Origin of the sequence: Geobacillus sp. Manikaran-105 (assembly GCF_002809955.1) — a bacterium.
GTDB classification, from domain to species: Bacteria; Bacillota; Bacilli; order Bacillales; family Anoxybacillaceae; genus Geobacillus; species Geobacillus thermophilus.
The window spans coordinates 1-21,390 of the sequence record NZ_PIJG01000010.1 but is presented as its reverse complement, the minus strand read 5'-3'; the positions used below and the strand labels follow the sequence as shown (position 1 = coordinate 21,390).

22 protein-coding genes are annotated in these 21,390 nt (G+C 56.6%); all 22 read right to left on the bottom strand.

Annotated features, from left to right (window positions below):
• Positions 1-77 precede the first annotated feature (77 nt).
• A complete protein-coding gene (gene aroA / locus CV945_RS04720; protein WP_033014008.1) occupies positions 78-1,367 on the bottom strand; it encodes a 3-phosphoshikimate 1-carboxyvinyltransferase in 1,290 nt (429 codons plus the stop codon).
• Between the two features lie 28 nt (positions 1,368-1,395).
• Complete coding sequence (locus CV945_RS04715) at positions 1,396-2,499, bottom strand: prephenate dehydrogenase (protein ID WP_047818598.1); 1,104 nt, start codon at positions 2,497-2,499, stop codon at positions 1,396-1,398.
• 89 nt (positions 2,500-2,588) lie between these two features.
• The gene (gene hisC / locus CV945_RS04710) at positions 2,589-3,686 is read right to left on the bottom strand and encodes a histidinol-phosphate transaminase (protein WP_033010076.1); all 1,098 of its coding nucleotides are present in this window, start codon (positions 3,684-3,686) and stop codon (positions 2,589-2,591) included.
• 32 nt (positions 3,687-3,718) lie between these two features.
• On the bottom strand, positions 3,719-4,528 hold the full coding sequence (gene trpA, locus CV945_RS04705) for a tryptophan synthase subunit alpha (protein WP_047818599.1): 810 nt from the start codon (positions 4,526-4,528) through the stop codon (positions 3,719-3,721).
• Positions 4,509-5,723, bottom strand: a complete 1,215-nt coding sequence (trpB, locus tag CV945_RS04700) for a tryptophan synthase subunit beta (RefSeq protein ID WP_100659254.1) — start codon at positions 5,721-5,723, stop codon at positions 4,509-4,511. The genes trpA and trpB overlap by 20 nt, the downstream gene beginning before the upstream one ends.
• Positions 5,724-6,088: 365 nt before the next feature.
• Positions 6,089-6,730 (bottom strand): phosphoribosylanthranilate isomerase, encoded by a 642-nt coding sequence (locus CV945_RS04695; protein ID WP_100659238.1) that lies wholly within the window; start codon positions 6,728-6,730, stop codon positions 6,089-6,091.
• Entirely contained in the window at positions 6,717-7,493 is a 777-nt protein-coding gene (gene trpC, locus CV945_RS04690) for an indole-3-glycerol phosphate synthase TrpC (protein ID WP_033010073.1), read from the bottom strand. The genes CV945_RS04695 and trpC overlap by 14 nt, the downstream gene beginning before the upstream one ends.
• Positions 7,486-8,505 carry an anthranilate phosphoribosyltransferase gene (trpD, locus tag CV945_RS04685; protein ID WP_047818600.1) on the bottom strand — a complete coding sequence of 340 codons (1,020 nt, stop codon included), beginning with the start codon at positions 8,503-8,505 and terminating at the stop codon, positions 7,486-7,488. Before trpD ends, trpC begins: the two co-directional genes overlap by 8 nt.
• On the bottom strand, positions 8,499-10,025 hold the full coding sequence (gene trpE / locus CV945_RS04680; protein ID WP_063330383.1) for an anthranilate synthase component I: 1,527 nt from the start codon (positions 10,023-10,025) through the stop codon (positions 8,499-8,501). Before trpE ends, trpD begins: the two co-directional genes overlap by 7 nt.
• A 230-nt stretch (positions 10,026-10,255) precedes the next feature.
• A complete protein-coding gene (gene aroH, locus CV945_RS04675) occupies positions 10,256-10,636 on the bottom strand; it encodes a chorismate mutase (protein WP_100659237.1) in 381 nt (126 codons plus the stop codon).
• Entirely contained in the window at positions 10,633-11,733 is a 1,101-nt protein-coding gene (gene aroB, locus CV945_RS04670) for a 3-dehydroquinate synthase (RefSeq protein WP_100659236.1), read from the bottom strand. The genes aroH and aroB overlap by 4 nt, the downstream gene beginning before the upstream one ends.
• 2 nt (positions 11,734-11,735) lie before the next feature.
• Complete coding sequence (gene aroC, locus CV945_RS04665; RefSeq protein ID WP_047819336.1) at positions 11,736-12,902, bottom strand: chorismate synthase; 1,167 nt, start codon at positions 12,900-12,902, stop codon at positions 11,736-11,738.
• 99 nt (positions 12,903-13,001) lie between these two features.
• A complete protein-coding gene (locus CV945_RS04660; protein ID WP_044744928.1) occupies positions 13,002-13,772 on the bottom strand; it encodes a CheR family methyltransferase in 771 nt (256 codons plus the stop codon).
• A gap of 72 nt (positions 13,773-13,844) precedes the next feature.
• On the bottom strand, positions 13,845-14,294 hold the full coding sequence (gene ndk / locus CV945_RS04655; RefSeq protein ID WP_044744929.1) for a nucleoside-diphosphate kinase: 450 nt from the start codon (positions 14,292-14,294) through the stop codon (positions 13,845-13,847).
• Between the two features lie 98 nt (positions 14,295-14,392).
• Positions 14,393-15,355: a heptaprenyl diphosphate synthase component II gene (gene hepT / locus CV945_RS04650; protein ID WP_033009740.1), complete on the bottom strand. Its 963-nt coding sequence runs from the start codon at positions 15,353-15,355 to the stop codon at positions 14,393-14,395.
• A 15-nt stretch (positions 15,356-15,370) separates the two neighbouring features.
• Positions 15,371-16,075: a demethylmenaquinone methyltransferase gene (gene menG / locus CV945_RS04645; protein WP_033009739.1), complete on the bottom strand. Its 705-nt coding sequence runs from the start codon at positions 16,073-16,075 to the stop codon at positions 15,371-15,373.
• Between the two features lie 4 nt (positions 16,076-16,079).
• On the bottom strand, positions 16,080-16,910 hold the full coding sequence (locus CV945_RS04640; protein WP_100659235.1) for a heptaprenyl diphosphate synthase component 1: 831 nt from the start codon (positions 16,908-16,910) through the stop codon (positions 16,080-16,082).
• Between the two features lie 302 nt (positions 16,911-17,212).
• Complete coding sequence (gene mtrB, locus CV945_RS04635) at positions 17,213-17,437, bottom strand: trp RNA-binding attenuation protein MtrB (RefSeq protein WP_033013997.1); 225 nt, start codon at positions 17,435-17,437, stop codon at positions 17,213-17,215.
• 13 nt (positions 17,438-17,450) lie between these two features.
• On the bottom strand, positions 17,451-18,017 hold the full coding sequence (gene folE, locus CV945_RS04630) for a GTP cyclohydrolase I FolE (RefSeq protein WP_033013996.1): 567 nt from the start codon (positions 18,015-18,017) through the stop codon (positions 17,451-17,453).
• Positions 18,018-18,149: 132 nt separating this feature from the next.
• Positions 18,150-18,422 carry an HU family DNA-binding protein gene (locus CV945_RS04625; RefSeq protein WP_008879623.1) on the bottom strand — a complete coding sequence of 91 codons (273 nt, stop codon included), beginning with the start codon at positions 18,420-18,422 and terminating at the stop codon, positions 18,150-18,152.
• A gap of 513 nt (positions 18,423-18,935) precedes the next feature.
• Positions 18,936-20,414, bottom strand: coding sequence for a stage IV sporulation protein A (gene spoIVA, locus CV945_RS04615; RefSeq protein WP_044744933.1), 1,479 nt, complete (start codon positions 20,412-20,414; stop codon positions 18,936-18,938).
• A gap of 161 nt (positions 20,415-20,575) precedes the next feature.
• A complete protein-coding gene (locus tag CV945_RS04610; protein WP_033009736.1) occupies positions 20,576-21,298 on the bottom strand; it encodes a hypothetical protein in 723 nt (240 codons plus the stop codon).
• Positions 21,299-21,390 lie beyond the last annotated feature (92 nt).

Sequence of the window (21,390 nt, the reverse complement as noted above, 5' to 3'; positions counted from 1 at the left end):
GCCCGCCCGCTTGGGGCGGGGGCATCAACAGCCGGCGGGTTCACTCCCGCTTTCGCTCCATCCTTGGACGTTCGTTCTCACCCGTTTACTAAAGAGCGCAAATCAGAGAAAAACGCCGGGTACGAGACAGCGACCGCCTCCGGACGCTCAAGACGGACCGTGCCTTTGGCGCAGCAGGCGGCGATGGCGAGCATCATGCCGATCCGGTGGTCGCCATGGCTGTCTACGACGATCCCATCGGCCGCGAGCGGCGTTTTGCCGCGGATGATCATGCCGTCATCGGTCGCTTCAATATCGGCGCCGAACTTTTTCAGCTCCGTAACAACTGTATCGATTCGGTTCGTCTCTTTTACTTTCAATTCACTGGCGTCTTTAATGACCGTCGTCCCCTCGGCTTGCGTCGCGAGCAAGGCGATGATGGGGATTTCATCGATCAACCTTGGAATCAAGTCGCCGCCAATTTCGACGGCGCCAAGCGCCGACGTGCGGACCGTGATGTCGCCGACCGGCTCTGTGTCCTCATGGCGGACATGTTCAATTGCAATCTCAGCGCCCATTTGTGTGAGCACGTCAATAATGCCGGTCCGCGTCGGATTTAGGCCGACGTTTTTCAGCGTAATTTCGCTGTTCGGCACAATGGCCCCTGCGGCAAGGAAAAAGGCGGCCGAGGAAATGTCGCCGGGAACGTAAACGTGCGTTCCGCGCAAACGCTGCGGACCGGCGACCGAGACGGTCAAGCCATCCACTTTCATCTCGCCGCCGAACAGCCGAACCATCCGCTCCGTATGATCGCGCGAGCGGTGCGGCTCGGTCACAGACGTCACCCCGTCGGCAAACAAGCCGGCAAGCAAAATCGCCGATTTCACTTGAGCACTTGCGATCGGCGAGGTGTAGCGAAGCGGACGGAGAGCACCGCCGCGGATGGAAAGCGGCGTATAATTCCCGCCATCGCGCCCGTCAATGTGCGCTCCCATTTCGCGAAGCGGCTTCGTCACTCGCGCCATCGGCCGCTTGGCGATCGACTCGTCGCCGATGAGACAGGCGTGAAACGGCTGCCCGGCCAAAATGCCTAAAAGCAGGCGCGCCGTGGTGCCGGAGTTGCCGACATCAAGCACAGCACTTGGCTCACGCAGCCCACCCGGCCCCGCTCCTTCAACCACAACATGCGTCCCGTCCCGGCGGATGTCGACGCCAAGGCGGCGGAAACAATCGATCGTGCTTAAACAATCGGCGCCGGGCAAAAAGTGATCGATGACCGTCCGGCCGGAAGCGAGCGCCCCAAGCATGACGGCGCGGTGGGAAATCGATTTGTCGCCGGGCACTTCAAGCGTCCCCCGGAGCGATGACACGTTTGTTGGCAGCTGCATGCAACATCCCTCCATTGTTTTTTCGTTGCTATCCTTCATATGTCGCATAGTTCGTATGCTTGGCGAGGCACGCCTTCGCCCGCGCCCGGTCGTCTTCGCTTTGGAAGCTGAGGCGGAGCACCCCGTAAATTTCTTCGCGCGTCTCAATAATGCGAATGTTGGTAATGCTGATGTTTTCCTGCGCCAAATAGCCGGTCACCTCGGAAATGACGCCCGGGTAGTCCGGCACATCGACATACAAATCGTAAAACGACGGGATCGCTCCTTTCGTCCGCGCCGGCAGCCCATCGCGAAACTGCTTGGCTTCGAGAAAGTAATGGTAAATGGCGATGCTGTTTTCTTCCTCGACAAACGAGCGCAGCCGCTCCATCTCCGCCATCCAGCGGTCAAACAGCGCGAGCATCTCGCGTTTATTATGAATGAGAATATCGCGCCACATTTCCGGATTGCTCGATGCAATGCGCGTAATATCGCGGAAGCCGCCGGCCGCAAGCCGGCTGACAAGAGCGTTTTTGCTTTCGTACTCGCGCGCCTGATGGACGAGGCTGGCGGCAATCAAGTGCGGAAAATGGCTGATCACCCCGGTGATGCGGTCATGCTCTTCCGGCGTTAACACGACAAACTGCGCCTTCGTCCCGGAAAGCCATTGTTTTAGCGTTTCCACCCGTTCGAGCGGCACATCATCCGTCGGCGTCAAAATGTAAAAGGCGTTTTCAAACAAATGGGCGCGGGCGGCCGCCACCCCGCTTTTATGCGATCCGGCCATCGGATGGCCGCCGATAAACGCCACGCCCGCCTCCAACAGACGGCGCGCGCCTTGGACGATGCGCTGCTTCGTGCTGCCAACATCGGTGACGATCACACCGCGCTTCAGCTGCTCAATCGGCATGGCGGCTAAAATCGATTCGGTCTGCATGACCGGAGTGGCAAGAACAATCAAATCCGCGGCGGCAAACCCATCCTCAAGCGTGCGAGCCGTTTCGTCAATCACCTTAAGCGAACGCGCCAAACCAAGCTGATGGCCGTTGACATCGTAGCCGATGACGACTGCTGCTGGATGCGCCTTTTTAATGGCTAAGGCGATCGACCCGCCGATTAAGCCGAGGCCGACGATAAACACGTTTCCTTCCAATGGTCTCACCTTCTTTGTATGTAAACATACGCCCGCTGCTTCTGAAAAGCAACGGGCTCATCGTTCCGCCTGGGCGGCCGCGAAGCCGGTCAGGCGAGCTGTTTTTCCCGCAGCATGCTGGCAATCGTTTCAAACACTCGGTCGTTTTGCTCTTTCGTGCCAATCGTGACGCGCACACCGGTCGGCAAACCGAGGGCCCGGCCGGAGCGGACGATCACGCCCCGCTCGAGCAAATATTGAAACACCTCATTGCCATCAATGCCGAAATCGATAAATACAAAATTTGTTTGCGACGGATAGTACTTGAGGCCGTGCTCGTCGCAAAAGCGGTAATACCGCTCGAGTTCGGCGCGGTTTCGTTCGACGCAGGCGCGGAGGAACGCCTGGTCATCGAGCGCAGCCGCCGCGGCCGCTTGAGCGACGGTTGACGTGTTAAACGGCTCGCGCGCCGGTTCAACGGCGCGGATGAGCGCTTCGCTGGCGATGCCGTAGCCGATACGGAGCGCGGCGAGCCCGTACGCCTTTGAAAACGTGCGCATCACCACGAGCTGGCTGTATTCATTTAAAAGCGGCACCGTCTGTGGATAATCGGGAGCCGTGACGTATTCATAATACGCTTCATCCAACACGACAAGCACATGCGGCGGCACGCGGTCCAAAAAGGCGCGCAATTCCGTTTCGTTCACATACGTGCCGGTCGGGTTGTTCGGGTTGCAAATCCAAACGATGCGCGTCCGTTCATCGATGGCAGACAGCATCGCCTCTAAGTCATGGCGCCCGTCGACAAGCGGCACTTCGCGCACTTCCGCCCGCTCGATGACCGCGTTATGGCGATATTGCGGAAATGTCGGCGCCGCCATCACCGTATTCGTGCCCGGCTCCAAAAAGGCGCGGCAAAAAATTTGCACAACTTCATCCGAGCCGTTGCCAAACAAAAGCTGCGTTTCCTTGACACCAAGATGCGTTGCCACCTTTTCGCGCAGCGTGCGGGCGTAGCCGTCCGGATAAACGGCAAGACGGTCAAGCTCGGCGGCGATGGCCGCTTTGGCCGCCGGCGACGACCCATACGGATTTTCATTGGAAGCTAGTTTAATAATATCAGAAAGGCCGTATTCCCGCTTCACTTCCTCAATCGATTTTCCCGGCTGGTATGGGGGAAGCCCCCGAAGCTGCTCTTTCACTTGCATTCGCGTTGCCAACTCCTTCATCATCGGAACTTTTAGCGCAAAGAACACGGCGCGTGAAGCGGCGCGGCGAGCGAGCGGGCGTAGGCGGCAAACTCGGCGATGGCCGCTTCTTTTTCTTCCGGCGCCAGCAGCCGTTCCGCCAACTGTTCCACTTTTTGCACAAGGGCGCTGCCGATGACGACGCCATCGCACACCTCTTTCAGCATCGCCACTTGTTCGGGCGTGGAGATGCCGAACCCGACAGCGACCGGCACACGGCTATGCCGCTTGACTTCACTGACAAAATCGCCAAGCGACTCCGGCAGCGTTTCGCGCACACCGGTGACGCCAAGCGAGGAAACGCAATACAAAAACCCTTGCGCTGCCGAAGCGATCCGCTCAATCCGCTGCTTTGACGTCGGCGCGACGAGCGAAATGAGCGGAAGGCCAAACCGCTCGCCCAGTTCGCGGAGCGGGCCGCTTTCTTCAAACGGCAAATCGGGAATGAGCACGCCGTTGGCGCCATTTTCCCGCGCTAAAGCAAAAAAGGATTCTTCTCCTAATTGTAACACAGGATTGTAATACGTAAAGAGAATAATCGGAATGGTTACCCCTTTTTTTCGCATTTCGGCGACGAGATGAATGGCTTTCGGCAACGTCATGTTCCCGGCAAGCGCCCGGGCGGCGGCGCGCTGGATCGTCGGTCCGTCGGCGAGCGGGTCGGAGTACGGCACGCCAAGCTCCAATAGATCGGCGCCGGCCTCCTCAAGCGCCAAGGCCAAATCCACCGTCACCTCAGGCGACGGATCGCCGGCGACAATAAAGGGAATAAACAGCGGCGGATTAACGGATAGCAGCAACATCTTCACCTTCTTTCGCGCCAAGATGGCGCATCATCGTTTGCACGTCTTTATCGCCGCGGCCGGACAGACAAATGAGCACCGTTTCATCCGGCGACATCGCTTGGGCGAGCTCCACGGCTTTCGCCACCGCATGGGCCGACTCAATCGCCGGAATGATGCCTTCCGTTTGCGCCAGCAGCCGAAGCGCCGCGACCGCTTCCTCGTCGGTCACGCTTTCGTAGCGGACGCGGCCGATGCTCGCTAAATAGGCATGCTCCGGACCGACGCCGGGGTAATCGAGGCCGGCTGAGATCGAATACGGCTCGACAATTTGCCCGTACTCATCCTGCAGCAAGTACGTCATCGCCCCGTGGATGACCCCTTTCGTCCCTTTCGTGATCGTCGCGGCATGGTAAGGGGTGTCAATGCCTTTGCCGGCGGCTTCCACCCCGACAAGGCGGACGTCATCTTGCAAAAACGGGTAAAACATGCCGATGGCGTTGCTGCCGCCGCCAACGCAGGCGACGATGACATCGGGCAGCTTCCCTTCGCGGGCGAGAAACTGCTCTTTCGCCTCATCGCCAATGATGCGTTGAAACTCGCGCACCATTTTCGGGTACGGGTGCGGGCCGACCACCGAGCCGATCATGTAAAAATGGTCGTCGCAATGGGCGACCCAATAGCGAATCGCCTCGTTTGTCGCGTCTTTCAACGTCCGGTTGCCGCTTGAGACCGGCACCACTTCCGCGCCAAGCAGCTTCATGCGAAATACGTTCAACTCTTGCCGCTTGATGTCTTCCTCTCCCATAAAGACGATGCAGTCCATCCCGAAATGGGCCGCCACGGTCGCGGCCGCCACCCCATGTTGGCCGGCGCCGGTTTCCGCGATCAGCTTTTTCTTGCCCATCCGTTTCGCCAAAAGCGCCTGGCCGATGGCATTGTTGATTTTATGGGCGCCGGTATGGTTTAAATCTTCGCGCTTTAAATACATTTTCGCGCCGCCAAGCTGCCGTGTCAAATTCGGCGCGAACGTGAGCGGAGTCGGCCGCCCGGAGTAGTGCTGCAAAATGCGGATATATTCTTGTTTGAACGATTCGTCCGCCAGCGCTTTGTCAAGCTCGGCTTCGATTTCCTCAAGCGGAAGCATGAGCGTCTCCGGGACAAACTTGCCGCCGAAATCGCCAAACCGCCCATGTTCATTCGGAACGCGTTCCATCATCTAACCCCACCTTCTCCTTCATAAAAGTTGAAAGACGAAGAGCCGCATTTCTTCAAAGTGCCTGTGTTTGTTAACCGTCCGAGCGTCAGCGCCGTCTTTTGGCCCTTCGTTTTGTTATTTTTTTATCAGGTGTGTTGATGAACCAATAAAAAGTCTGTCGAGAAGGCTCTAGTCCGAGCTTTTCTGCCGTAGTCGGCAAGCGGCTCGCTTGCCGACCGGGCATGCTGCCGCATGCCCTCCTCGAACAATGAACGCTTTGCGGGCAAATGTCATTCGCCCGCCGGCGTTCTTGTTCGAGGGAAGAGGCAGAAAAGCTTGTGTTCAGCCATATCATTCTCTGTTTTTTCGTACATAACGGATCATCAACACCCGTGATGTTTTATTTTTTCTTCGATTTGTTTCATCTTCGTTGGATCTTTGCGCCCATCCATTTCAATGCCGCTGCTGATATCGATGCCATCCGGGCGGTAGAGGAGCAGTCGCTCAATATTGTCCGGTGTGACGCCGCCGGCGATGAAGCACGGCACGCCTTGGCGCGCCGCTTCTTCCAAATAGCGCGGCACCGCCTCCCAGTCGAACGCGACGCCGGTCCCGCCCCACAAGCCGGCGACGCGGCTGTCGACAACATATCCATCAGCCACCCCAGCGTACTGCTTCATCGCCTCAAGCGCTCCATCGTCGTGATGGATCGCCTTCCAAACAGCGCGCCGTGTCACTTCTTTCACAGCGGCCACCTCAGTTGGCGTCTCGCGGCCATGGCATTGGATGATATGAAGCGGCAATTCAGCAGTGACAGCGGCAATCTGCTCCGCCGCGGCATTGACAAACACCCCGACGAGCTGTTTGCCGCCAAGCGGCGCTGACGCCAGCCAGCGCTTCACCTCAGCAGGCGAGACGCGCCGCTTGCTGTCCGCAAAAATAAACCCGAGGTAGTCCGCCCCGCTTGCCAAGGCGGCCCGCACATCTTCGGCGGAGCGGTTGCCGCAATATTTAAGCCGGATCATGGCCGCCATCCTCCCCGAACAGCCGGTAGACAGCCCGCTCGACGTCCGCCTGGCGCATGAGCGACTCGCCGACGAGCATCGCCTGCGCCCCGTACGAGCGGACCGTTTCGACGTCGCGCCAAGAGCTGATCCCGCTTTCGCTGACGATAACGCATGACGGCGGAATAAATGGCGCCAGCGCTTTTGTCGCCTCAAGCGCCGTCACAAACGTATGCAAGTCGCGGTTGTTAATGCCGATCACTTCCGGAGTGAACCGGTCAAGCAGCCGCTCGAGCGTCTCTTTTGCGTGCACTTCGACGAGGCATTCCAACCCGATGTCGTACGCCTCGCGGTAAAGCGCCTCGAGCGTTTCCGGCGCCAGCGCCTCGCCGATCAATAAAATCGCGTCAGCCCCGAGCCGGGCGCTTTCTTCCACTTGCCGGCGGTCGATGATGAAATCTTTGCGCAGCACCGGAATATCCACCGTTTCTTTCACAAGGCGCAAATAGCTGCGGTGTCCCTGGAAGTAACGTTCATCCGTCAACACGCTGATCGCATCGGCTCCGGCGCGCTCGTATGCTTTGGCGATGGCCGCCGGATCAAAATCGGCGCGAATGAGGCCTTTTGACGGCGACGCCTTTTTCACTTCAGCGATCAAACCGAGCGCCCGCCGCGGCCGCCGGAGCGCCGCGGCGAACGGCCGGCGCTTCGGCTCCGGCAGCGGTTCTGGCATGGTCAATGTTTCGAGTTCTTCCCGTTTGGTTGCCAAAATTTGCTCAAGCACCGTGGACCACTTCCTTTCGGCGCAGGCGCTGCAGCTGCTCGTACGCCGTTTTGGCCAAAATGGCGTCTTTCGCCATCGCCACCCCAGCGGCGATCGTCTCCGCCTTGCCGGCTGCGTACAGCGCAACGCCGGCGTTGAGGGCGGTGATATCGATCGCGCTCGCCGGCGCCGTGCCGTCCATGACGGCTTCAAGCAGTGCGGCGCTTTCCTCCGAACTGCGCACTTGCACGTCAGCGAGCCCGCCGCGCCGCAGGCCGACGCTTTCCGGAGTGAGGACGAAACGGCGAATGTCACCGTCTTTCAGTTCCACAACATCCGTCTCAGCGGCGATGCTGCACTCATCGAGCCCGTCGCGGCCGGTGACAAACACCACGTGCTCAGAGCCGAGACGGCGCATCGTTTCCGCCAGCTTCTCGGCGTAACGGGTCGAATAGACGCCGATAACTTGCCGCTTGCAGCGCGCCGGATTGGCCAGCGGGCCGATCAAATTGAAGATCGTGCGAAACCCGATCTCTTTCCGCGGGCCGGCGGCATATTTCATCGCCGCATGATACAAGGGGGCGAACAAAAACGCCAATCCTTTTGTTTCGAGCGCCTGTTCGGCGGCCTCAGGCGACGCGGGAATGTCGATGCCAAGCCGCTCGAGCACATCGGCGCTTCCGCTTTTCGAGGAAACGGCGCGATTGCCGTGCTTGGCGACTTTGACCCCGAGCGACGAAACGACAATGGCCGCCGCTGTCGAGACGTTGAACGTCGCCGCCCCGTCGCCGCCCGTCCCGCACGTGTCGATGACGTCATCGCCGGCGTCGATCGTGGTCATCCGATCGCGCATCGCCCGCACAAACCCGGCGATCTCATCGACCGTCTCGCCGCGCACGCGCAAGATGGATACCAAACTCGCAATCTGGCTGTCCGTCGCCTCGCCGGACATCACGGCATTCATGGCTTCGTACGCTTCCGCTTCCGTCAATGTTTCCCCTTCCGCGCATTTGGAAAGCAACCGCTTTAACATACGATCTGTTCCCCTTTCGCAAATAATCGTTCCGCTTGTTCGATGGCGTAAATGAGGGCGCTCGCCTTGTTGCGCGTCTCTTTCCATTCAAGCTCCGGAACCGAGTCGGCGACAATGCCGGCGCCGGCCTGCACGTACGCATAACCGTCTTTAATGACCGCCGTCCGGATGGCGATGCACGAATCAATGCTGCCGTCAAAGCCGATGTACGCGATCGCTCCAGCGTACAATCCTCGGGCGGTCGGCTCGAGCTCCTGCAAGATTTGCATCGCCCGCACTTTGGGCGCCCCGCTCACCGTTCCAGCCGGAAAAGCGGCCAAGAGCGCGTCGATCGGGTGGATGTCGTCGTCAAGCACGCCGACGACTTTGGAAATTAAATGCATCACATGAGAGAACTTGCCGATTTCCATCAACACCGGCACCTCGACCGTTCCGTACTTCGCCACCCGGCCGATGTCATTGCGCGCCAAATCGACGAGCATATAATGCTCCGCCCGCTCTTTCGGGTCATGGTACAGCTCGTCGGCGAGCTTTTCATCCTCCGCCGGCGAGCGTCCGCGCCGCCTTGTTCCGGCGATCGGGTCGATCTCGGCGCGCCGGTTGCGCACTTGGATGAGCTTTTCCGGCGAACTGCCGACAATTTCAATGCCGTCAAGCCGAAAATAAAACATGTACGGCGACGGGTTGATGTGGCGCAAGATGCGATAAATGGCGAACCCACCCGCTTGCACCGGGACGGAAAACCGCTGCGACAGCACCGCCTGAAACACATCGCCGGCCGCAATATACTGTTTCACCGCCTCGACGTCACGCAAAAATTGCTCTTTTTCGTAATTGGACGACGCTTTCGAGAACAAGGCGGCCCGCTCGGCCTCGTCTTCGGCCGGCAGCAGCGGCTGTTCGGCCCGGGTGCGCGCCGCTTTCGCTGCCAGCGCGGCGATGCGTTCTTCGGCGGCTCGGTATATCGCGATTTTCTCCTGCATCGTTTCATGACCCTTCAACCGGATATAATGAATGAGAGACAGCTCGCGTTTTTCGTGATCAAAAGCGAACAGCGACTCGCAAAACACAAAATGCCCGGCTTTCATGGCTAGGTCGGGGGCACGATGGCGCGGCACCTTTTCAATGGCGGAAATGAAATCATAGCCTAAAAAGCCGACCGCGCCGCCCGTAAACGGCGCCGCTTCGGCGAGCGGCTTGACGCAAAGCGCCCGCTCGACCGCTTGAAACGCTTCTTTCAACGTCGACGCCGTCATTTGGACATTTCCGTTCTCGTCTTTGATCAAAAACGTTTCTCCTGTCTCGCTCTCAAGCGTCAAAAACGGGGCCACGCCGATAAACGAATAACGCGCCCATGGCGATTCGTCGTCTTTGCTTTCAAGCAGAAACACCGCTTCCTCGCGCAAATTGGCAAACACTTGCAACGGTTCGATGACATCGGCTAAAAATTTGCGCATGATCGGGATGGTGCGAAACTGGCGAGCATCCGCTAAAAAAGCGGCTAGCCGATCAATGGACATCCCTTTCTCCTCCCTTTCTGATTCATCGGGCGGAGAATGAGAGTTTATGAGGCGAAAATGGGGAAAGAAAACGCCCAAAGACCATCGTCTTTGGGCAGATGCAAGCGAAAGGAAACCAATGCTCACCTCAGCTAAACTCGCTCATTCTCATCTACCCTGCACTCGTTCTCAGCTCTTGCTCGGCTTCTGGCAGCCCGCCGGCGGCGGGCAAAGAAGTTATTTTAACTATATTACATTTCTGTTTTTTTTGTCAACGACAAATCCGGCCGCAGCATGACCGCATCCTTTAAATAGACGTGGCAAATCTCATCTTGCCGTTTGTCTGTCTCCACCGTCATCATGACGCGGATGCAGCGCGGCAGCGAACCGGGCACTGGAATTTCTCGCGTGCACATGACAGGCACGTACGTCCAGCCGTCAAGGCGGCGCAAAGCTTGAGCCGGAAACGCAGCCGTGATGTCGTCAGTGACAGAAATGAGCACGAACGAAACGTCATGGGCGGCAACATCGTTGGCGCGAACCATTTCGCGCAGCAACGATTCCGTTGCCGCTATAATTTCTCCGGCCTCGTTTCGCTCCACTGTAATCGCCCCGCGAATGCCGCGGATCATCGCTCTCCCCCCTGTCCAGCAAACTCGCACAGCCACGCGAGCAGCTTCTCATCTTCGAGTTCCACGACTTCCACATCGCCGATTTCACGCAAAAGAACCATCCGCACCGTCCCAGCGTACGCCTTTTTGTCGCCTTTCATTTTCTCGAGCAGCCGGTGAGGCGCCAGCCCGTCGGGGAGCGAAACCGGAAAGCCGTACGCAGCGAACCATTCGGCAAAGCGGTGCTCGGCAAATGACCGGCCGTAAAGCCGCTCGCTGACCAAGATGGCAAACAGCATGCCGACCGCCACCGCCTCCCCATGGGTCAGCACGCCGTAGCCGAGCTCGCTCTCGAGCGCATGGCCGAGCGTATGGCCGAAATTCAAATGGGCGCGCACCCCGGTTTCTTTTTCATCTTCACGCACGACGGACGCCTTAATATCAATGCCCTTTTCAATGCAATAGGCGAGCTTGCCGCCCTGCAAGTCGGCGAGCGTCTTGATTTCTGCGCGCAGCCAGTCGTAAAAGCGGCGGTCGCGGATGAGCGCATGTTTGATCACCTCGGCAAATCCTGAACGGAGCTCGCGCTCAGGCAGCGTGCGCAAAAAGGCGGTGTCATAGACGACCGCTTCCGGCTGGTGGAAAGCGCCGATCATATTTTTGCCAAGCGGATGGTTGATGGCGACTTTGCCGCCGACGGCGCTGTCGTGGGCCAAAAGCGTCGTCGGCATTTGAATGTAGCGGATGCCGCGCATATAGGTGGCGGCCACAAATCCGGCCAAATCGCCAACGACGCCGCCGCCAAGCGCGACAATGAGCGAGCGGCGGTCAAGGCCGCACTGAAGAGCCGCCGTCTGGCAGGCGTAATAGTTGTCAAACGACTTCGCCGCCTCGCCGTTTGGAATGATGTAGGCATACACATCATAACCGGCAGCGGCAAGCGTGGCGCGCACTTCATCCAAATAAAGAGGCGCCACCACATCGTCGGTGATGATCAACATCTTCGTCCCCGGCGGGCAGGAGAGCGCCCGAAGCAGGCACGGCAACGCGCGGACCGCTCCGTCGCCTAAGAGGAGCGGGTATTGCTTCGTCGCCGTTTCAATCGTCCGTTCGATCATCGTTAAAACTCCTTTGCATAGCGGCGGGCGCGCTCGATGTTTTCTTTAATCAAATCGATCCGGTCTTGCCCGAACTGGCTGACGATCGCCGCCGCCACTTCCCAGGCGACGACCGCTTCGGCGACGACGCTCGCCGCCGGCACAGCGCAGCTGTCCGACCGCTCGATGCTTGCCGCAAACGGTTCTTTCGTGTCGATGTCGACGCTTTGCAGCGGTTTGTACAGCGTCGGAATCGGCTTCATTACACCGCGCACGACGATCGGCATCCCCGTCGTCACCCCGCCTTCAAAGCCGCCCGCCCGGTTCGTCCGGCGCGAAAAGCCTTGTTCCGGGCTCCAAATGATTTCGTCGTGCACTTCGCTTCCCGGGCGGCGCGCCGCTTCAAACCCGATCCCGAATTCGACGCCTTTAAAGGCGTTAATGCTGACGATCGCCGCCGCGATTTTCGCATCGAGCTTCCGGTCGTAATGAACGTAGCTGCCGACCCCGGCGGGAACGCCTTCGACAATCACTTCGACGATGCCGCCGATCGAATCACCGTTTTTCTTTGCCAAATCGATCGCTTCCATCATTTTTTGTCCCGCTTCCGGATCAAAACAGCGCACCGGCGACTCTTCTGTCACATTTTGCAATTCCTCCAGGGAGCGGTAATCAAGCTTCTTTGCGCGCACACCGCCGATTTCGATGACATGCCCGGCGACGCGGATGCCCACTTCCTCCAAAATGCGCTTCGCCACCGCTCCGGCCGCCACGCGCACCGTCGTTTCCCTTGCCGATGAGCGTTCAAGCACATTGCGCATATCGCGATGTCCGTATTTCAGGGCGCCGTTTAAATCGGCATGACCCGGGCGCGGACGCGTCACTTTTCGTTTGATCTCCGTTTCATCATCGATCGGTTCAACGGCCATAATCGTTTGCCAATGTTTAAAATCACGGTTTTCCACAACCAGCGCAATCGGCGAGCCGAGCGTTTTCCCGTGCCGGACGCCGGCGGTGATATTCACCACGTCCTTTTCGATTTGCATGCGCCGCCCGCGCCCATACCCTTTTTGCCGGCGCGCCAGCTCCTTGTTGATATGCTCGGCGCGCAGCTCAAGCCCAGCCGGCACTCCTTCCAAAATCGCCGTCAATTGCGGCCCGTGCGACTCCCCTGCTGTCAAGTAGCGCATGTTTGTCTCTCCCTTCAGCTCTTTAACGCGTTTATGTAAAAATATATCATAAATTTGAAAAATGAAAATAGTTTCTGTAAAAAAAGAGCGCGGCGCCCGCTATTTTCTCCGATAAAAAAACGTCTCCTCGACTTCGAAACCGTATAAGGACGGGTTAAAAATTTGCTCCGTGCTCCCCACAAACAGCACGCCCCCGGGCCGGAGCGCATCATGAAATTTCCGATACAGCATCCGCTTCGCCTCTTCAGTGAAATAAATGAGCACGTTGCGGCAAACGATCAAATCCATGTTGCGCGGAAACGGATCCGCGAGCAAGTTGTGCTTTTGAAACTTGACCGTTTGTTTCAGCCTTTCGTCTATTTTATAATACTCGCCTTCTTTCGTAAAAAACTTTTTTCTCATTTCCTCGGGCAACTCTACAAGCGACCGTTCGCTGTACAAGCCGAGGCGCGCGCGGGCAAGCGCATTATCATCAATGTCGGTCGCCAACACCGACACGCGGTGAAGCGGCAATCGTTTTGCGAGCACCATCGCGAGCGTGTACGGCTCCTCGCCGGTTGAGCAGGCAGCGCTCCACACGTTCGGGCGCGGGTTTTCCGCCAATAGCCGCGGCAAAATGACGCGTTCAAGCACCTCCCATCGTTTGGCGTTGCGATAAAACTCGGACACGTTGATCGTCATCCGGTCAAGACATTCATGCCAGAGCGACAAGTCTTTTTCCATCGCTGCAAACAGCTCGGCAAAGCTCTTTAGCCCTTTTTTCATGTACAACGACGCCAAACGCCGCCTCATCTGGGCTTCCTTATATAGCGATAAGTCAATGCCGGTTTTTCGCTTCACTTTGGCAATGAATTGCGCATAATCGTCCATCTTCCCCTGTTCCTCTCTCCTGTCAATGTACAAAAACGGCAAAAACCGGCCGATGGGCGGCCGGTCTTTTTGTTAATAGAGCCATTCGTTCATCAGTTTTGTATAGTGGAGAAGCTCTTCTTCTTTGAAAAACAGGTTGATCTCGCGTTCCGCGCTTTGCGGCGAATCGGAGCCGTGAATGACGTTTTTTCCGACCGTCAAGCCGAAATCGCCGCGAATCGTGCCCGGTGCGGCTTCCTGCGGATTCGTTTTCCCCATCATTTGCCGGGCGGCGGCGATTACATTTTCGCCCTCCCACACCATCGCAAACACCGGCCCGGATGTAATAAAGTCGACAAGCTCGCCGAAAAACGGACGCTCTTTATGTTCGGCATAGTGCTGCTCAGCCAGCTCGCGCGACACTTGCATCAGCTTCGCGCCAACAAGCTGGAAGCCTTTTTTCTCAAAGCGCGAAACAATTTCGCCGATCAAATTGCGCTGAACCCCGTCTGGCTTTACCATTAAAAATGTCCGTTCTGCCATTCATTCTCCACCCCTACTGTCGTATGTACTAGGAAACGGGTTCCCAACCACCATAGTACCATTGTTTCGCGCCATTGGCAACAACGTCCTTGAAAGCGTTAATAATCCCTTTTCCCGATGTAAAGGGCGAGGTCGCGCAACAGGCCGCGCGCCTCATTCATCGGCAGTCCGTCAAGAAGGTGAAGCGCCTTGTCAAGGTAACGGTCGCTTAACGCATACGACCGCTCAATGGCGTCCGTCCGCTTAATGGCGGAAATGACCGCCGCCATTTCCGCAACGTCCGTTTCCGGACCGACAGCTGCAATGGCCGCCTTCACCCGCTCATCGCTCAAGGCATACAGCACAGGAAGGGTGACGTTTCCTTGCAGCAAGTCACTTCCGGCCGGTTTGCCGAGCTGTTCCTCCGTCCCAGTGAAATCGAGAATGTCGTCGGTAATTTGAAACGACATGCCGACATAATGGCCGAACCAGTACAGCCGCTTCACAATCGGCTCCGGCGCGCCGGCAGCGAGGGCGCCAAGCTGGCAGCTCGCGGCGATGAGCAGCGCCGTTTTCCGACGGATGCGCCGCAAATACGTGCGCAGCGGCTGATCAAACCGGTACTTGTCTTTGATTTGCTCAATTTCCCCGCGGCACACTTCCACGATCGTTTTCGCCAACACTTGATGGGCGCGCGGGTTGCCGAGCTCCGCCATCCGTTCGAGCGAGCGGGCAAACAAATAATCCCCTGTGTACATGGCGAACCGGTTGCTCCATTTCGCCTTGATCGTCGGCCGGCCGCGGCGCAAATCGGCGTCGTCGATCACATCGTCGTGGACGAGCGAAGCCATATGAATGAGCTCGAGCGCAACGGCAACATGCTTCATCCGCTCAAGGTCATATTGGCCGAAGCGGGCGGCAAGCAAGACAAAAACGGGACGGATCCGCTTTCCGCCCGCCTGCAACAGATGGAGCGCCGCTTCCCCAAGCGGCCCGTATTCCGACTGAACCGCCCGCTCAAGCTCCTCTTCGACCGCCGCTAAATCATCGCTTAAAAACGAATACATCGCCTTTAACTTCATGTTGTTCACCTTAACTCACCGTTTATAGCCCAAGTGCATCGCCGCCACGCCAAACGTGTACGGTTTGACCTCGACATCGACAAAACCGGCGGCGCGGAACATCTCGGCCAGCTCGTCCCGCCCCGGAAACTCGCGCGCCGATTCCTGCAGCCACGAGTACTCCTCATAGCTTTTCGCCAGCAGCTTGCCAAACAGCGGCATAATAAACCGGAAGTAAAAATAGTAAAGCTGACGAAACCCGAACAGCGTCGGCTGTGACGTTTCCAGGCAGACGGTTATGCCGCCCGGCTTCGTCACCCGGTGCATTTCCTTAAGCACGGTCATATAGTCAGGGACGTTGCGCAAACCGAAGCCGATCGTCACATAATCGAACGAATTGTCAGGAAACGGCAGCTGCATCGCATTGCCGTGAATGAGCTTCACATTATGCAACCCGCGCGCTTTTACCTTCTGTTCGCCGACTTTCAGCATGTTTTCGCTGAAATCAAGGCCGTACACTTCCCCTTCCGGACCGACCGCCTCCGCCAAGGCGATCGTCCAGTCAGCCGTCCCACAGCACACATCGAGCGCTTTTTTGCCTTTTTGCACATTCATCCGCCGCATCACGTCTTTGCGCCACTTCAAGTGGCGGCGAAAGCTGATGACGGAGTTCATCCGGTCATAATGCGCAGAAATGTTTTCAAATACGCGATGGACTCGCTCTTCTTTCGATTGATGCATCGTTCTACCCTTCTTCCACCGTCTTTTTGGCGATGGCTTGAAACCCGCCGGAAAGCTCGGCCACGCGGAGCTGCAGCAGGCCGTTGACCGGCAGTTTCGCCGCAAACAGCGCCTCCCGGCAGCCGTCGATATAGCGGCGGCAAAAGCGGAGCAAATGCCGCTTTTGCTCTTTCGTCAACGTTTTCGTGCGCGGGAACGCGATTTGCGCCATTTGCTCAAAGAGCGCCGAAGCTCCCGTGCGGATGAACGCTTCCTGCTCGAGCAGCAGGCGCCGCATCAGCAAATACGAATAGGCAAACTGCCCCCACTGCGGCGCCGCCATGCGGTCGGCGAGCTTGACAAGCAACGCCGATTCGATCGTGCCGACCGCCGCAAACAACGACTCGATCCGCTCTGCTTTTTTTTCGTAAAGCCGCACTTTTTGCTCGTTAATATCGCGGACCGCCTCGGCGAACGAGCGGATGAGCGCCGTTTCGCCCGAACGCGCCAACAACTCATAGTACAGCCCGCTGTACAAGTCGCCGGCCAGGACGACAAGCTGCCGCGCCCGCAAGTCGCCGCCGTCATCTGTCACCTCATCGTGGGTATCAAGGGCGATCTGCATGAGCATCATGGCGATGATGCACCGCTCCGCCTCACTCGGCGCCGTTGAAGCGCCATCGAGCATTGACAGCGAGAGCAGCAGGCGATCTTCATCGACCGCCGGCGCCGGCAAATGCTCGCGCAAATATGGGTGATGGAGCAGCTGCTCAATTTGTTCTTTCAATGACGCCAATTTCACCGTGATGTCATCCACATGAACCACCCTTGTCCCCGAAAATATCCGCACCACCATAACGGACTCATTATAACATAATTTTGTCGAAAACGCTCTATATAGATGCAATTTAAAGCTTTAACATTTTTCGTCTTTGCCGGTCATTGCATCCGACTGTCGAGTGACCGAACAACGCCGCTTCCAGACCCATGAATGGGTCTGTGAAGCGAGTCGTTGTTCGGTCTTCCGTCACGCTAAGGCGTGACGGAGGCAAGCCACACGCTTGCCTTCGACAGTCAAAAATGGGCGAACCACTTTTCTGTCAAGGATATGTTAAACTTCTTTGTTGCATCTATATAGTTTGCTAGACATTTGCCAACTTACTTTTTCCCTTCCGACTCAATGACGCCATGGCGCGTTTGAATATACGCCTTGCCTCTCACTTTAATCGCCGACGTGTGCTCTGTAAACTGGGCGATCAACACTTCGCCTTTATCGAGCTTTTCCGAGTGATGGAACCGTGTATCCGCCCCGCGCGTCAATCCAATGACGTTCACTCCGTCTTCAAGCGCTTTAATGACAACAAAGTCGCTGTTCGTATACATCCTTGCCCCCTCCTTATGCTTTAATGAGCGAAAGCACTTCCGAACGGGCGGCAACATCCGTTTCAAACACGCCGCGCACTGCCGTTGTCACCGTTTTCGCCCCCGGCTTTTTCACGCCGCGCATCGTCATGCACATATGTTCCGCCTCGACGACGACCATCACCCCGTGCGGTTCGAGCGCTTCGACGATCGAATCGGCGACTGTCGCCGTAATGCGCTCCTGCAGCTGCGGGCGGCGCGCCACCGCTTCGACCGCCCGGGCGAGCTTGCTTAGCCCGGTCACTTTTCCTTCCCGCGGGATGTAGGCGACGTGGGCAACGCCGAAAAACGGCACTAAATGGTGCTCGCACATCGAGTAAAACGGAATATCTTTAACGAGCACAAGCTCCTCATGTTCCTCGCTGAATACGGTTTGAAAATGCTCCTTGGGGTCTTCGTGCAGTCCGGCGAACACCTCGGCGTACATTTTCGCCACTCGTTTCGGCGTGTCGACAAGCCCCTCACGGTTTGGGTCTTCCCCAATCGCTTCCAAAATCAAGCGGACTGCATATTCAATTTGCGCAAAATTGATCTCCGGCATGCAAACAACATCCTCCTGCATTAGAAAAACTGCATGTAATCCGATTCTAACATAGAGAGCAAAAAAAAACAAAAAAGAAGGGCGGTGCAACACCAGCCCTTCCCTCCTAGCTCCTGCCTCAGCTATGTAGGCTTATTTTACGGCATCTTTTAACGCTTTACCCGGTTTGAATGCAGGAACTTTGCTCGCCGGAATTTCCATTTCTTCGCCCGTTTGCGGGTTGCGTCCTTTCCGGGCGGCGCGCTCGCGCACTTCAAAGTTCCCAAAGCCGATTAATTGCACTTTATCGCCTTTTCGCAACGCTTCTGTAATCGAGTCAAATACCGCATCAACGGCTTTTGTTGCATCTTTTTTGGAAAGACCGCTTGTTTCGGCTACCGCGTTGATCAATTCCGTCTTGTTCATGCCATTCACCTCCTCCCAAGGAGCTGTTCTTGTTTACTACCATTTGTGCACACTTTTCTGCTTTTCTATACATAGACGTTGACGGCTTCGGCGGCGAAAAGGCCGGCGCATGAAAGGCGTCGCACCGGTGCAGCCAATGATTCTGCCTTCGTTCAGAAAGACTGACAGAACATGCGCCCGCGCCGCCGATGGAAGCGTCCCCTTGACCGTTCAGCGCCGCCCGCCGCTTTTAGGCGGAACTGCCTTGATTCCGCCAAGATGCGGTGACATGCCTAATCTTAACCAATTTATCGCGATAATTCAACATTTTTTTCGCCAAAGCGGCCAATTTTAGGCATATTTCACCAAAACAACGATTTCAGATAAAAGATTACCATAACGCCATGCGCATAATCAAGTGCCAATCCTTATTTCTCAAGGGTTTCAACGATTTTTCCCCCATGAAAGATCCATGATTCAAAAAAACAAAAAAAAGCCCCCGACCGGGGAGCAAATCTCGACGCCTCCGCTTTTCTATAAAATAATCGCGATGAGGCCGCCGGAGCCTTCGTTGATGATGCGTTCAAGCGTTTCTTTCAGCTTGTAGCGGGCGTTTTCCGGCATGAGCGCGAGTTTCGCCTGAATGCCTTCGCGGACGATCGAGCTGAGCGAACGGCCGAAAATGTCGGAGTTCCAAATCGACAGCGGATCGTCTTCAAAATCTTGCATCAAATAGCGGACAAGCTCTTCGCTCTGTTTTTCCGTTCCAATAATGGGAGCAAATTCGGATTCGACGTCGACTTTGATCATATGGATTGACGGAGCCACCGCCTTGAGGCGGACGCCAAAGCGCGATCCTTGGCGGATGATTTCCGGCTCATCCAAGCTCATATCCGACAAAGCAGGCGCGGCGATGCCGTAGCCGGTTTGTTTGACCATTTTCAGCGCGTCGGCGATTTGGTCATATTCCGCTTTCGCATGGGCGAAGTCTTGCATAAGCTGGAGCAGGTGGTCTTTGCCGCGGATCTCGACGCCGACGATCTCTTTTAAAATTTGGTCGTACAGTTCATCCGGCGCATACAAGTCGATTTCGGCGATCCCTTGCCCCATTTCAATGCCGGCGAGCTGCGCCTTTTCGATAAAGTCGTATTCGGCGAACTGCTGGACGACCCGGTCGACGTCGCGCAGCCGCTTGATGTCTTTGACGGTGTCGCGCACCGCCTCTTGATAGCTTTCACGCAGCCAATGGTCTTCGCGCAGCACCATCACCCAGCTCGGCAAGTTGACGTTCACCTCAAGCACTGGGAATTCATATAATGCTTCACGAAGCACGTTATACACATCGGCTTCGCGCATGCTTTCCACGCTCATAGCGAGCACCGGGATGTCGTACTTTTCGGCGAGCTCGCGGCGGAGCGCCTCCGTTTCCGGGTGATGCGGCCGGACGGTGTTGACGATCATAATAAACGGCTTCCCGACTTCTTTCAGCTCGCTGATCACCCGTTCCTCCGCTTCTACATAGGCTTGGCGCGGGATTTCCCCGATCGTGCCGTCCGTTGTGATGACGACCCCGATCGTCGAATGTTCTTGAATGACTTTTCTCGTCCCGATTTCCGCCGCCTCTTGGAACGGAATCGGCTCTTCGTACCATGGAGTGTGGATCATCCGCGGGCCGTTTTCGTCTTCGTACCCTTTCGCGCCGGGAACAGCATAGCCGACGCAATCGACAAGTCGGATGTTCACTTCAAGCCCCTCGTCGACTTTCACCGTCACCGCCTGGTTGGGCACGAACTTTGGCTCCGTCGTCATGATCGTTTTGCCCGCGGCGCTTTGCGGCAGTTCGTCCTGGGCGCGCGCCTTGTCGGCTTCGTTTTTAATGTTCGGAATGACGACAAGCTCCATAAACCGCTTAATAAACGTCGATTTCCCGGTGCGGACAGCGCCGACGACCCCTAAGTAAATGTCGCCGCCGGTCCGCTCGGCGATATCTTTAAAAATATCGACCTTTTCCAAATGACTCCCCTCCAGTTCCTCGGTCGTTATCGGAAACAACTGAATCAGCTAGTATAATAGGACACTATATGCATATGATGTTGTCCTGCTCAGTTATGACTAAAAGCCATAAATAAAAATCCCTTCTCTAGAATGTATTTTTCCAGAGAAGGGATGATGACTCATTTCGTGAAAAAAATCGGCTCGTTCGTCTTGGCGTCGATCGTGTACGGAAGGGAGTACGCCGGCACGAACAGCGAATGGTCGGTCAAAATCGGGCGGATGTCATCGCCTGGTTCATACTTGTGCGGATACTTTTTCAACGCCGCGTATAAGTCAGGACGATAATCGATATAAATTTCCCCGCTGCCGTCAATGACAAACGACAAATTGTTGCCGGAAAACGGGCTTACGGCATACGGCGGTTCTTTGTAGCCAAGTTTTTTGTAATCAAGCGTAAATACGCCCGGTGCGACGACATCTTGAAATGGCGGGTAACGGTGCCGATCCGTATACATCGAAAGCCGCAGCTTCAAATCGCGGATGCGCTCAGCGAGACGCAGGTCAAGAAGCTTGACCGTCGGGTTCGTTTCCGCATCGATGATCATATACTGGAAAACACCCCCGCTTTCATAGGCGTTTCCCGGCGGTTCCTGCATGTAGCGGGGAACGAGCTTTTGAAAGTCAACCGGATATTTTAAATACATCGGTGTTTTCATGTCGCGCGTCTTGATCGGCAGCAATCCGCCGGTCGCCTTCCGGTATTCGTCAACCGCCGATTGGACGGCCGCCACTTGGTCTTTGTATGGAATTTGGTTTTGCTTAAGCCGCTCTTGCGGATACAAGCAGCCGGAAAGCGGCACGAGAAACAAACAGGCTAAAAGAAAGCGAGCAATCCGTTTCATCCTATTTCGCGCAGGAGACTCCCACTTCAACGACCAAAGGGAGTAAGTGGGAGAGGAATGCGCGTTCCCCCCTTTCTTTTGTGTATGATATA